13 protein-coding genes are annotated in these 12,990 nt (G+C 62.9%); 12 read left to right on the forward strand and 1 reads right to left on the reverse strand.

Annotated features, from left to right (window positions below; genetic code table 11):
- Positions 1–233 precede the first annotated feature (233 nt).
- From ACVWWJ_RS00655 to ACVWWJ_RS00670, 4 genes are read left to right on the forward strand one after another with little or no spacing between them, the layout of a single operon-like run.
- Positions 234–431: a hypothetical protein gene (locus tag ACVWWJ_RS00655; protein WP_456966390.1), complete on the forward strand. Its 198-nt coding sequence runs from the start codon at positions 234–236 to the stop codon at positions 429–431.
- Positions 428–1,963: a PepSY-associated TM helix domain-containing protein gene (locus ACVWWJ_RS00660; protein ID WP_456966391.1), complete on the forward strand. Its 1,536-nt coding sequence runs from the start codon at positions 428–430 to the stop codon at positions 1,961–1,963. The genes ACVWWJ_RS00655 and ACVWWJ_RS00660 overlap by 4 nt, the downstream gene beginning before the upstream one ends.
- On the forward strand, positions 1,960–2,232 hold the full coding sequence (locus ACVWWJ_RS00665) for a DUF3325 family protein (protein WP_456966392.1): 273 nt from the start codon (positions 1,960–1,962) through the stop codon (positions 2,230–2,232). The genes ACVWWJ_RS00660 and ACVWWJ_RS00665 overlap by 4 nt, the downstream gene beginning before the upstream one ends.
- Positions 2,233–2,288: 56 nt before the next feature.
- Positions 2,289–2,990, forward strand: coding sequence for an MgtC/SapB family protein (locus ACVWWJ_RS00670; protein WP_456966393.1), 702 nt, complete (start codon positions 2,289–2,291; stop codon positions 2,988–2,990).
- A gap of 12 nt (positions 2,991–3,002) precedes the next feature.
- Here the strand turns inward: ACVWWJ_RS00670 and ACVWWJ_RS00675 are convergent, their stop codons facing one another.
- The gene (locus ACVWWJ_RS00675) at positions 3,003–3,239 is read right to left on the reverse strand and encodes a hypothetical protein (RefSeq protein WP_456966394.1); all 237 of its coding nucleotides are present in this window, start codon (positions 3,237–3,239) and stop codon (positions 3,003–3,005) included.
- A gap of 239 nt (positions 3,240–3,478) precedes the next feature.
- On the opposite strand from ACVWWJ_RS00675, the gene pilV reads away from it, so the two are divergent.
- The 8 genes from pilV to ACVWWJ_RS00715 all read left to right on the forward strand — a co-directional run bounded on the left by pilV (position 3,479) and on the right by ACVWWJ_RS00715 (position 12,950).
- On the forward strand, positions 3,479–3,997 hold the full coding sequence (gene pilV / locus ACVWWJ_RS00680; protein ID WP_456966395.1) for a type IV pilus modification protein PilV: 519 nt from the start codon (positions 3,479–3,481) through the stop codon (positions 3,995–3,997).
- Positions 3,994–5,289, forward strand: coding sequence for a PilW family protein (locus tag ACVWWJ_RS00685; RefSeq protein ID WP_456966396.1), 1,296 nt, complete (start codon positions 3,994–3,996; stop codon positions 5,287–5,289). The genes pilV and ACVWWJ_RS00685 overlap by 4 nt, the downstream gene beginning before the upstream one ends.
- Complete coding sequence (locus ACVWWJ_RS00690) at positions 5,286–5,873, forward strand: pilus assembly PilX family protein (RefSeq protein ID WP_456966397.1); 588 nt, start codon at positions 5,286–5,288, stop codon at positions 5,871–5,873. The genes ACVWWJ_RS00685 and ACVWWJ_RS00690 overlap by 4 nt, the downstream gene beginning before the upstream one ends.
- An 11-nt stretch (positions 5,874–5,884) precedes the next feature.
- Entirely contained in the window at positions 5,885–9,820 is a 3,936-nt protein-coding gene (locus tag ACVWWJ_RS00695; RefSeq protein ID WP_456966398.1) for a pilus assembly protein, read from the forward strand.
- A gap of 1 nt (position 9,821) precedes the next feature.
- Positions 9,822–10,259 (forward strand): type IV pilin protein, encoded by a 438-nt coding sequence (locus ACVWWJ_RS00700; protein ID WP_456966399.1) that lies wholly within the window; start codon positions 9,822–9,824, stop codon positions 10,257–10,259.
- On the forward strand, positions 10,250–10,876 hold the full coding sequence (locus tag ACVWWJ_RS00705; RefSeq protein WP_456966400.1) for a GspH/FimT family pseudopilin: 627 nt from the start codon (positions 10,250–10,252) through the stop codon (positions 10,874–10,876). Before ACVWWJ_RS00700 ends, ACVWWJ_RS00705 begins: the two co-directional genes overlap by 10 nt.
- A 64-nt stretch (positions 10,877–10,940) precedes the next feature.
- Positions 10,941–12,023, forward strand: coding sequence for a PA0069 family radical SAM protein (locus ACVWWJ_RS00710; protein ID WP_456966401.1), 1,083 nt, complete (start codon positions 10,941–10,943; stop codon positions 12,021–12,023).
- A gap of 255 nt (positions 12,024–12,278) precedes the next feature.
- Positions 12,279–12,950 carry a hypothetical protein gene (locus ACVWWJ_RS00715; protein WP_456966402.1) on the forward strand — a complete coding sequence of 224 codons (672 nt, stop codon included), beginning with the start codon at positions 12,279–12,281 and terminating at the stop codon, positions 12,948–12,950.
- The last annotated feature ends 40 nt before the right edge of the window (positions 12,951–12,990 follow it).

Genomic DNA, 12,990 nt, shown 5'->3' on the forward strand with positions numbered 1-12,990 from the left:
ATCGCCGCTGAAGCGGCTCCCACATTTGTACGGGCTCCCACATTTGTAGGGGCTTCCGCATTCCGCCCTTTGTGGGAGCCGATTCATCGGCGATGCTCGTGATCCTTGACCCAAATCCGTCAGCCTTCTAGGATGCGAACCATTCGCATTCAAGGGAGGTCGCCTCCATCAGGCGTTCTACCTCCACCACGATCGCACGCGTCGCACTGGCCGTCCTCGGCGGTTACGTCACGGTGTCGCTCTGGACCTTCCTCTTCGGCCGCCTCATACCGGGCGATCGCCCCGGTGCCGGTTTCGCCGCGACGATGCTCTCATTCCTGCTCTACGCCGGCTGCTTCGTCTGGGCTTTCGGCGCGCCGCGGCTCGGCCGCACGGCGCTGACCATGGCCGCGCTCGCTGCCGTCGCGACGATTGGCATCGCGCTGACATGAGTGCCCCCGGCTTTCGACAGACGCAGGCCAGCCTGCACACATGGTCCGGCCTCATCGTCGGCTGGGTGCTGTATGCGATGTTCCTCGCTGGCACGGTGAGCTTCTGGCGCGAGGAAATCACGCGCTGGGCGCAACCAGAGATCGGCGCGCGTCAACCGGCCGCCACCGATGTAGCGAACGCGCAGCGCTACCTGCAGACTCACGCGGCACACGCCGTGCAGTGGAACATCACCCTGCCGGATGAGCGTGGCGCAGGCGTGTCAGTCACCTTCCGCGACAAGGCGACGCCTCGCAACGCCGTGATGGAACCCATCGTGCTCGATGCACGCGGCGAACCCGTGCACGTACGCGCGACTGAAGGCGGCGACTTCTTCTATCGCCTGCACTTCGACATGCACTACATGCCGATCATCTGGGGCCGATGGCTTTCCGGCATCTGCGCCATGGCGATGCTCATTGCGATCATCAGTGGTGTCATCACACACAAGAAGATCTTCGCGGACTTCTTCACGTTCCGCCCGCGCAAGGGACAACGCAGCTGGCTGGACGGACACAATGCGCTTGCCGTGCTGGCACTGCCATTCCACCTGATGATCACCTACACCGGTCTCGTCACCCTCATGACGATCTACATGCCGTGGGGCGCCGATGGGTCGAATGGCAGCCGCAATGCCTTGTTCGCCGAAATCATCCCGAGCTATATGACGCCTGCCGCTACGGGCGAAGGGAAGCCATTGATCGACCTGCGGATGGCCCTCGACGCGGCTAGTCATACCTGGAACGGCGGTCACGTCGCGACGTTGAAGATCACGCAACCCGGTGACGCATCGGCACGCATCGTCGCCGAGCGCGCGGGTTCAGACCGGATCAGTTCGAACCAGGTCACCGTGCAGATGGATGGCACGACGGGTGCCGTCCTCGCTGCTTCGAAGCCGGAAAGTGCCGGGGTACTTACACGTGGTGGGATGATCGGAGTGCACGCTGGCCGCTTTGCGTCGTTGGAAATGCGCTGGCTTTATTTCCTTCTCGGTGTTGCTGGCACCGCCATGGTCGCGACGGGGCTCGTGCTGTGGACTGTCAAGCGGCGCGCCCAACTACCTGATCCGTCCCGACCGCATTTTGGTTTTCGCCTCGTCGAGCGTTTGAACGTCGCTTTCGTCGCAGGCATGCCGCTCGGGATGTCTGCCTTCCTGTGGGCAAACCGACTCCTGCCAGTGTCGATGAACGACCGCGCGGCATGGGAGATCCATACGATGTTCATCGTCTGGGCCGCCGCACTGCTTCATGCTTGCCTTGGCACACCGCGCAAAGGTTGGGTCGCCCAGTTCGGCCTGGCCGGCATTTCGCTGGTCGTTCTCGCTTTCGGCGACACCGTCTTCGTACGGCCCGACTTGATGTACATCGACGCCGTGATTGCTGCGCTAGGTGCGACGTGCCTCGGTATCGCCTGGGGAGTCGGCAAGCGCGTGTCCGGTCCGCCGAAGCGTCGCAAGGCGACGGAATCGCTCGGTACCGCGAAGACGCGCGCGTGAGTCTCCTCCTTGCCATTGCCGCGTTTGCCTGTCTCGCTGCAGCGATGAACCGTCATCACGCCGAGGTGATCGGAGGCAAGCCCTCGCATTCGCGGGCACGGTTGCTTCGCGTTGCTGGTTCGGTTGCGCTACTGGCTCTGCTCATTTCCGAGATGACCGACGAAGGTGCGCCTTTCGGTGCTCTCCTTGCCTTCGGCTACGCGAGCGCGGGCGCGGCAGTCGTACTGCTCACGCTCAGCTTGCTGATGCAGCTTCGACCCAGACGCTGAGACCGGCCCCGTCACGGTCACAACATCTTTATTGCCCGCCGACTAGAGTCGGTTCAATGATCGGACCTGTCGACCTGCTCCTTCGCCTCCTCACCGCCGCCGTCCTCAGCGGCGTGATCGGCATCAACCGTGGTCGCCTGGAATGGACCGCCGGCCTGCGCACGCACATGCTGGTGGCCGTAGGCGCCGCACTCGCCATCATCGTTTCGGCATTCGGCTTCGCCGATGTACTGAACAATCCGCACGTGGTGCTCGACCCGTCGCGCATCGCCGCACAGGTCGTTACCGGGGTCGGCTTCCTCGGTGCGGGCACCATTCTTTTCGTGGAGCGTGACCAGATCGTTCGCGGCCTCACGACCGCAGCGAGCCTCTGGGCGGTCGCATCGGTTGGCCTGGCGGCGGGCAGCGGTATGTATGCCGGCGCGGTCATGGCCACCGCGATCATCTGGGTGATCCTCGCGTTGCTCAAACCACTGGAGCGCCGACTTACGGGCAAGCCAAAACGTCGCCCGCGTCTCACCGCACGCCTCACGGGTTCGAGCGCGCTGAGCGTGTTCGAGGCGGCGCTGAGCGAGCACCATCTTCCGTTCGCGAAGACGATTCTTCGTCGCGAACCGGACGGCGACGACGTGGTCACGGTGCTGTTCACGCGACCGGTCCGCAAGGATCAACTCGCCGTACTCGCCGATTCCCTGCGCGATCTGGAAGGCTTTAAGAGCGTCAGCTACGACGCGCCGGATGACAAAAGCACGCCGTAGCTGAGTCGGCAGTTATTCGCCCCTGGCGGCGGCTTCGATCAACTTCGCGACGTCGGTCGGATGCGACACCATCACCACGTGCGTCCAGGCCGGTGTGGTTTCCGCCTCGTTCGAGGCGACATCGGTGATCGGACGCTGGCCGGCAGCCATCAGTGCGGCGTCTTTCGCCGGCACGTCGGCCGCGAACTGGGCCGACGAGCACGACCGGCGTCCTGATGCCTGCGACCAGGCTGGCGACCTCGGCGGCATCGGCCTTCACGCTGCGCAACTCATTCGGCGCAGCGACCACGGTGTAGCCGTCCACTAGCGCACGTTAAAATATCGCGCGATTGAATAGTGAAAGATAAAAATTGTGTGAAATCAATGAGAAAGAACGGCGACGGGTGCGCGAAAGCTGCCGCAAACGCTTAGGAACTACCGAAAACAGGCAAGCCCCCGGAGGCGCGTGGCCTATACCTGTGGTGCGTTCATGCACTTGAAGGGTCCTTATGGCTTCGGCGAGACATGTCAGAGGCGTGTCTTTGATCGAGGTCCTGATGGCGGTGCTCGTCTTCAGCGTCGGTCTTGTCGGGCTGTCCGGCCTGCTCATTGCCACGCTTCGTTCGAACCAGGCCGGCTACCAGCGTACCCAGGCCGAATTCATCGCGATGAGCATGGCTGACCGCATGCGGGCGAATCCGCTCGGCGTCTGGTCGGGTGGTTACAACTCGACGAACTATCCCCTCACGGGTACCCAGGTATGCACGACGGCCAGCGCATGCACGCCGGCGAAGCTCGCGCTGCGTGACCAGTACATCTGGAGTGGCCAACTCAACACGTTCCTGCCCAACGCCACCGCATCCATCGCCTGCACCAACGGCGCCACTCCCGACGCCATCCAGTTACTAGTGCGACCGCCGTATGCCGGCAACTGTGTCATGCGCATCAACTGGAGCGAGCGCGCTGCCGGCGACAGCGGCCACCAGGACGTGGCGACGCGAACCTATGTGTGGAACTTCCAGCCATGAAGGCGCGCGGTTTCTCACTCGTCGAACTGATGGTGGCCATGACGCTGGGACTGCTGGTCTCCGCCGGCATCATCAGCGTCTTCATCGCCACCTCGTCCAGCAGCTTGGTCCAGACCCAACTGGCCAAGTTGCAGGAAGAAGGCCGCTTCGCCATGACGGCCCTGACGACCGACCTGCGCATGACCAACGCGCAGTACTGCTCGAACATGGGCGGGCAGTCCTCCAATCTCTCCAACGGCGCCATTGCGCTGGATCGGTACCTGCGCGCACCACAGGTCCTTGTCTCCGGCGCGGTGTTTCAGGGAACTTTCGCGGACAACACGACGAAATGGGGCGCCACGAGCGGCGGAAACACGTACCCGGTGTCGCCCGTCGCGGCCTTCACCATGCCGTCGTTCATCTCGCTGCGCGGCTACGACTGCACAACCTCTGCGTGCACGCCGGTAGACCCTGTCGACCCATCAGGTACCGGTATCCCTCAACAGGGAACGACCGTTGGCAACCGCGTGCCGGGTACGGACGTGCTGACGTTGCGCTACCTCGACGGCGCGCGCGGTTGGGTACTGGATGGCGTCAACAGCACGATGGCATTGAGTGGAAACAATGTCACCAGCCTCACCATCGTGCCGCAGGCCGGCGAGCCGCTGTTGTCGACCTTCACCAAGAATGACCTGCTCATGCTGGCGGACTGCAACTCGTCGCAGGTGTTCTCGGCTACGGCGTCGGGCCCCACCTTTACCCCCGCGTCGAACTACAGCGCGGTCGCTCGGCCCTCCGGTGTGACACCCAAGCTCTTCGACTTCAACCGTGATTTCCAGACCGTGTCGTATTACCTGCAGATGGTGGACGACAACAACGGCCACAAGACAGGCGCGCTCATGCGGCGCGTCAACGGTGTCAGTGGTGAGGTCATACGAGGCATCGAGCGACTGGACTTTCTTTATGGGGTGATGGATGCGGCAGGGAACACCAGTTATCGCACGGCCGCCGAGATCGACAGCGCCACCGTCTGCCCATCGTCCACGGTCACGGTGAGCGGCGGCGATCCTGGTTGCCTTTGGCGATCGGTGCAGAACATCGAAGTGCATATCCTGATGGACGGGCAGATACCGCTGTACACGCTGACGACCCCTGAACTGCAATACCAGTACTACGGGGATAGCGGTGTTTCCGGGATGTCTTCACCGGGCGATACGAAGCGGACGGTCATGCCCAGCCAGCAGGGTATCGACGACCACATGCTCCGGCGTGAGTTTACGGCGGTCGTTGCTATCCGGAACTACAACCCATGAACAGCCAACGTGGTGCCGTCCTCGTGCTGGCCCTGATCTTCCTCCTCCTGTTGACGTTGATCGCCCTCACCACGTCAAGCCGGTCGCTGCTGCAGGAGCGCATGGCGGGAGCGATGCGTAATGCGCAACAAGCCGAATGGTCGGCAGAGAACGCCTTGCGGGGCGTGGAGTGGAACATCTTCAGCGGCAACGCCAGCGTCGGCTGCTACAACTCCAGCAACCCTTCGACGGTCAGCGCGAAGGTAATGACGTTCCGACAGTCGTCGGTGTGGCTGACCGACGGCGCTACCGAATACAAGGGCGCCGGCGTCGCGATCGACTACAGCGCCGCCTCGGCAGACGCGGCGCTTTCCACGGCGGTCATGGCGCACAACCCCTGGTACATCGTCGAGTTGCTTGGGCAGGACCTTCCGCCGGGCGGAGGCACGAGCCCGGCGCGTGAAGCCGGGTCGAGCGGTACGGGAACCAACAAGTTCTATCTCTACCGGATTACCGCGCGCGCCACCGGCGGTAGCCCGAACACCATTCGTGTCGCGGAAACCACCTTCGTCACGCCGAACCAGCTCACATGCACGCTGACCTGAAGCAGACACCTATGCAGAAACGTCCCGCTTCATGGATAGCCCTCTTTCTCGTGGCGCTCGCCTGGCTGTTGCTTGCTTCGACGGTCAGCGCCGGCACCGTCACCGTGAGCAAGACACCGCCGGGAGTCACCTCGAAGGTAGCGCCCAACATCGTCGTCACCTTCGACGACTCCGGTTCGATGAATGCAACAGCGATTCCGGACTCGATGGATGCCAACTACAAGAACAAGTATTACTACTCCGCCCTCAGCAACCCCATCTATTTCGATCCGACGGTGACGTACGCCGTCCCACCGGACGCCAGCGGCGTGCCGCTGGGCACGCCGACGTTCAAGGCGGCGTGGCGCGATGGCTACTGCGCCAATACGCTGACGAAGAAATGCTGGTCACCTAACAATTCGAAGTACCTCGACCCTGTCGTGGTCGACCTGAGTACGTCGTTCTATGCGGGATTCCTCGCCAATATTTCCGCAGGCAACTCGCCGTGCTCGCGCAATGCGAACGAGCTGACGACGTGGTACGTGTCGAACCAGTCGTGCCCGCAGATGGATATTCCGGCGGCGGTGCGGGGTACCACGAGCACGAGTAGCAGCTCTTCAACGACCACGACATGCTTCGTGCTTTCGTGCGGTTCGTTCAACGGAACAATCGGGACAAAGACGATCACCAATGCCGATGGCAGCGTCAGCGTCGGAACGTGCGGCTTGCTTGGATGCACCATCGTCACCACCGTAACCACGACGACAACGAGTACGGACACGGGCGGCTTCTATTACGTCTGCACCACGGCCTTCAACGACGCCGCCTGTACGTATCACCTCGTCGCCAACGAATCGGCGGTCGTCCAGAGAAACTTCGCGATCTGGTACAGCTATTACCGATCGCGAAATCTCAACGCCCGCGCGGCGGTAGGACGCGTCTTTTCCGGTCTTGGCGACGGATCGGTGCGAGTCGCCTGGCAGACCCTGCAGACACAGACGGCATCAGGTAGCTACAACACCTCCGCCGGAAGCTATGCGGGCCAGACCTACGGTCCGTTGCGGGGGGACAGCAAGATCCTCGAATTGGCGAATGCGACGAGTTGCGTGCCCTCGAGTACGGCGGACAACTGCTGGCGTAGCCAGTTCATGAACTGGGTATACGGTGCGCCTGCCAGCGGTGGCACCCCGACACGCGTGGCTACGCAGACCGCGGGCGACTTCTACAAGCGTACCCTGGCAGGCTCCGCAAACGCGCTGGATCCATACTGGAATGGCAGCACCAGCACTCCTGGCGAGCTCACCTGCCGGAAAAACTTCAACATGCTGGTCACCGATGGCTACTGGAACGGTGACAAGCCGCCCCAGGTAACGTCGAACGACTCGGTGGCCCTGACGCTTCCCGATGGCACCTCGTATGCCACCAGCGGGAGCGGCGGTGCGACCTCGAAGATATTCTGGAATGAGACGGGCACTACCGACCCGTCACTGGCGGATATCGCTTTTTCGTACTGGGCAAACGACCTGCGCCCTGATCTCGCCAATAATGTGCCGGCCTACTATCCGGACCTCACCACGGGTATCACAGCCACCGCGTCCACCGTCAGCACGACGAAGCCCGGCGCCAACAGCGAGGTCTATTTCAACCCTGCAAACGACCCCGCCACCTGGCAACACATGTCCCAGTACATGGTGACGATGGGCATCTCCGGCAGCCTGGCCTTCCCCACCGATTACACCGCGTTGCGCAAAGGCACGAAGGCATGGCCCATTCCTGACACCGGAGGTGGGGCCACTAACATCGACGATACCTGGCACGCCGCGTTGAACAGCCGCGGCGGGTACTTCAGCGCCGCCGACCCGACATCGCTGGTTAATAGCCTGAGTACCATCCTGTCCTCCGTCATCGCGAGCAGCTCGACGTCGTTGACGCTCAGTCTCAGCACCAACGTGCTCACAGCCAATGCGATTGCCTACTACGCGGGTTACAACACGACCGACTGGAGCGGCTCGTTGATCGCCCGGGCCATCGCCTCGAACGGGACCGTGGGCGACGCCGTGTGGACATCGGACGCCGGTGCCTTGCTCACCAGCCGAACCGGCGATCCGCGGTTCATCGCCACGAGTACCGGACCGGGTGCCGGCACGGCCATCACCTTTGCGTACACCACCCTCAGCACGACGCAGAAGGCGGCGCTGGATTCAACGGACGGCTCCGGCTCGACCGCCACGACCGACAACCTGGGTGCGAAACGGGTCGACTGGCTCAGCGGTGTGCGGACACTGGAGGGCACAACGTTCCGCACGCGGACCTCGTTGCTTGGCGCGATCTTCGGGTCGCAGCCTGCCTATGTCGGTGCCCCAAATAGTGGTTATGGCGATTCGTTCTCGGCGGGTTCTCCCGAAGCAAAGGCTGTCGCTACCGACCCCACCATGAGTTACTCGTCGTTCCTGGCGAAGTGGGCGACGCGTGCCGCGACGGTCTACGTGGGTGCCAACGACGGCATGCTGCATGCTTTCGACGCGCGGCTCAAAAGCGTTTCGGGTGCAAGCCCCGGCCGCGAGCTCTGGGCGTACGTGCCGGCAAGCGTGTACCCGAATCTCCCGGCGCAGACACGACTGACCAACTTCAGTTTCACCCCCACGGTGGATGGCAGCCCGGTCACGGGTGACGTGTTTTTCAACAGTGCGAGTTCGTTGAACAACTCGACCAAGGGCTGGCACACGCTACTCGTCGGCTCGCTCCGACTGGGCGGTCGTGGCGTCTTCGGCGTGGATATCACCGATCCGTCGGCGGCCACGCTTAACACCAGCACGGCCGTGGCCTCGAAGATCCTCTGGGAGTTCAACAGCGACACCGTGTCCAGCGTCGGTACGCCTGCGAACCTTGGCTACACCTTTGGCACGCCGGTGATCACGCGTGTCGCCTATAACAACGCGGACGCGGGAAGTACCGTCGGACGTTGGGTGGTACTCGTGCCCGGCGGCTACTTCCCCGATGGCAGCACGGTAGCGGCAGCGAGCAATACCTACAGTTCGCTCTTCGTCCTGGACGCGCAAACGGGCACGCTGTTGAAGGAGATCCGCACGCCGACCGGTGCGGGCGCCGCGGCCAGTCATGGCCTCACTACGCCAGCGGTGGGCGACTATGACGGTGACCAGGTGGCAGATGTCGCGTTCGCCGGCGACCTCGACGGCAATGTATGGCGCATCGACCTGTCGGCTGCGACGCTTGCGTCAACGGCGCAGTCCCTGGGCGTGAGCCTGCTGTTCAAGCCAGCCGCCGCCAATGCACAGTCCATCACCACGTCGCCACGGTTGCTTGCCGATCCGACATCGACCAACTTCCTCGTGATCTTCGGCACCGGTCGCTACCTGAGCACCGCCGACACGTCGGACACGACTACACAGGCGCTCTACGGATTGCGCGACCCAGGCAACACGGTCAGCTCGCCGATCACTGTCGCCGGCGGCAACCTCACGAAGCAGACCATGGTGCTGGACACGGCATCCGGCGCGATCGGCGTCACCACTAACGTGGTGCCTGCGTCACGATCCGGGTGGTACCTGCTCCTGGATACGGCCGCTGGGGAGCGTGTCGTCGTTACGCCCGCGCTGGATTCGAGCAACAACACCGTCACCTTCAGCACGTTGATCCCCACGGCGAGCGACCCCTGCACCACGGCTAGCTCGGGGTCGATCATCGCGCTGGACGGTACGACCGGCGGCGCGGCCTTCGGTGTATCCATCGGCTCCGCCGTCAGCTTCGGAAACGGGTATACGCTGGCCGGTGCCCATGTCCTCGGCGCAGCGAGTTCCGGCTCGCTTTACACGGCGGCGAGCCTCAGCGGCGGTACTTCGTACCTGCCTGGCCAGGTGGCTACATCGGGCGCAGGTGGTGTTCCGGTGGGTGAAGCCATTCCCACGGCGCGCCGCCGGTCGTGGCGCATCCTCAACAGCGAGAACTGACATGCCTGCCCTCGACCGTCGCCGCGGTGGCTTTACTCTTCTCGAGTTGATGATCGTCCTCATGGTGATGGGCGTTCTCGCGGCCATCGCGATCACCTCCTACGGCCGCTACGGCATCCGCGCGCGCCGTGCAGACGGGCAGAAACTGCTGATGGGGATCGCCAATGCCGAGGAAGGGTACTTCGCGCTGCACAACGCGTACGCGGACCTTGCGACGATCGGCTATTCAACAACGAGTACGGCGACCTCAGAGGGCGGCTACTACACGGCGTCCGTGACCGTCAGCACGGTCAACACCGTGGCGGCCCAGGCTTATCTGGCCACCGCGACTCCGGTACCGGGAAACTCACAGGCGCGCGATGCCTGTGCCGCGCTCACGCTGACCAGCGTCGGCGTCACGGGCGCCTCGGGTGGCACCACCAATGGCACATGCTGGTGAGGCCCCACACGACTGCACGGCGCACGGGGCTGGGATTCAGCCTTGTCGAACTCATGGTGGCCATTCTCGTAGCCGCCATCCTCGCCGCCGTTGCCCTGCCATCGTTCCGCACGACGTTGCAGAAGCATCGGCTTCGTGTTTCCGTTGATAATCTGCAATCCGCGGTGCAGTACGCGCGTACGGAAGCGGTCCTGCGCGCGACGTACGTTTCTCTCTGTGCCAGCGCGGACGGTGCAACCTGCTCGACGGCTGCCACCTACGAAACCGGATGGCTTGTCTACGTCCACCCGGTGGCGACCACGAAGGCGAGCGACGTTTATACGACGACGGCGTCGGCGGGCATGCAGATTCTTCGTGCTACGCCCGCACTGAACGCCGTCACCGCGCGCGCGGTGGATGGGGCCGTCGTCACGTTCGGCCAGCAGGGCCAGCTCGAGCCCGTCGCCTCGCGCACGAACGCCAGCCAGCCCATGGCTTTTGTCCTCTGCGCGCAGAATGCGAGCAGCGGCGCATTGGGCGCGAACACGACGCAGGTGCCGGGCTCGCGCATCGGTATCAGCCCGTATGGGGGCATCGCTTCCACCAAGCTGTCGGGTACGGACAAGTGCACGCCCTGATTCCCGTAAGCGAGCCCTGAAGCGGATCGCGGATCGTGAGATCGGGTCGTTGTACATTTGTACAATGTCCTTTCCCCTCCCCACGACTCATGCCCACAAGGGCCGCGGCGCCGCCTCCAACCCCGAAGGCCGGTTCGAGAAGACCCGTGCCGTCGCAGAGGACGACGGCTGGTACCGGGATGACGAGACGCCCCGGCCCGCGACGGAAACCAGGGAGGAACTGGCCCGATCCGTCATCAGCCGAAACGACTCACCGGACGTCGGCTTCGACCAGGCCCTCAATCCGTTTCGGGGTTGCGAGCACGGGTGCATCTACTGCTACGCACGCCCCTCCCACGGCTACCTCAACCTCTCTGCCGGCCTCGACTTCGAGACCAAGCTCTTCGCCAAGACCAACCTGGAAGAAGTACTGCGCGGTGAGTTATCGAAACGCAGCTATGTCTGCAAGCCGATCAACATCGGCAGCAACACCGATCCCTATCAGCCGATCGAGAAAAAATGGCGCCTGACACGCGCGGCGCTCGCACTGCTCAACGAGTGCAACCACCCATGCACCATCGTGACCAAGAACGCGATGATCGAACGCGACCTCGACATTCTCGTGCCGATGGCCGAGCGCAACCTTGTGCACGTGTTTATTTCGATCAACTCGCTGGATAACAAGCTGGCGTCGAAGCTGGAGCCGCGGGCGAGTGCGCCGCATCGGCGGATGAAGGCGGTGGAGACGCTGAGTAAGGCCGGAGTACCGGTCGGTGTGCTTGTTGCGCCGATCATCCCGGCGCTCAACGAGAAGGACGTCGAGGCGATCATCGAGCAGGCGGGTGTGGCTGGCGCGCGTTCCATCGGTTACACGTGCGTGCGGCTTCCTCATGAACTCAAGCAGCTGTTTCGCGAGTGGCTGGAGCTGCACTATCCCGACCGCGCGTCGCACATCATCAGCCTGATTCAGCAGATGAATGGCGGGAAGGATTACGACTCGAACTTCGCGACGCGCATGCGGGGGCAGGGGGTGTTTGCGGACATCATTCGGAAGCGGGTGCAGATCGCGACGCGGAAGGCGGGGTTGGATCGGGCTTGGGACACGGCGTTGAATACGTCGGCGTTCGTGCCGCCGAGGGTGCATTCGCCTCAGGGCGAACTGTTCTGAGTGAAGGTTGAGGGACGCTCTCGGAATCATCGCCGCCGGCCGAGGATTAGCCGGAGAGTATTCCTCTCGCGAGGCCGCTCCGACGACCAGGCGGCTTGGGACGATGCTTGGGTGGGTGCGGTAGGGATGGTGGTTCGTCTTCAGACCTGACCTAACGCTTCGACGTGTACCGCTTCAAGACTCAAGATGCCGCGCTAGCCTGGCGACGGCGTACGATGCGGGCGTAGTTGTCACGAACGCACCTAGAGGTATGAGATGCCCAAATTGACGGCAATCACCATCAAGAGGATTGCGGCGCCTTTGCTTCTTCTTGCGCTTCTGGTTGGAGCGGGTCGGTGCGAAGCGCGCAGTGGTTTCTGGTCCGCGAAAGGCGAAAGTCCCCGCATGACGGGCGAGCAAGCTAAGTGGTGGGCCCCGGGAGGGTTCGCGCACGTCGATTACTTGCCTTACAAAGTGTATCTAACGATGGGACGATCGGTGATCGATCTCGGAAACATCTTCCTTAGCCCCGATCTCGCGGAAGTTGCTTGGTCTGTCGAGGCGAAGGGGACCTTTATGAATGCCACCGATGGTGGCTGGACGGGCTCGTGGCAAACACGCGCATTTGTAGCATCGGAGGGCGGCGCTCGCGAGATCCCGGTTCTAGATCTTGTGGCCAAGGCGAACGCGCTGCAGTCCAGCTGCGAAAAATTGAATGTTATGTCAGTTGGGTGGATCGAATCCGGCAAGGCGCTCCTGGTGATCGAGCAGGTGCCGAATTCGTCGGGATGCTCAGATATGAATAAAGCAGTCCTCTTCGTGATCGATGTTCAACAGGATCGGATACGTGAAACCCTCACGCCTTCCCAGGCCAGGAAAGCGTATTCGAACTCATTCGGCAGTGGCACCAAAGCGATCTTGAGTCAGTCCCCGAACCGCTCACCATGAACTTTGGGCGACGATACCCCGTCCGCGCGTCGCACATCAT

This window comes from Luteibacter sp. HA06, from assembly GCF_054061215.1.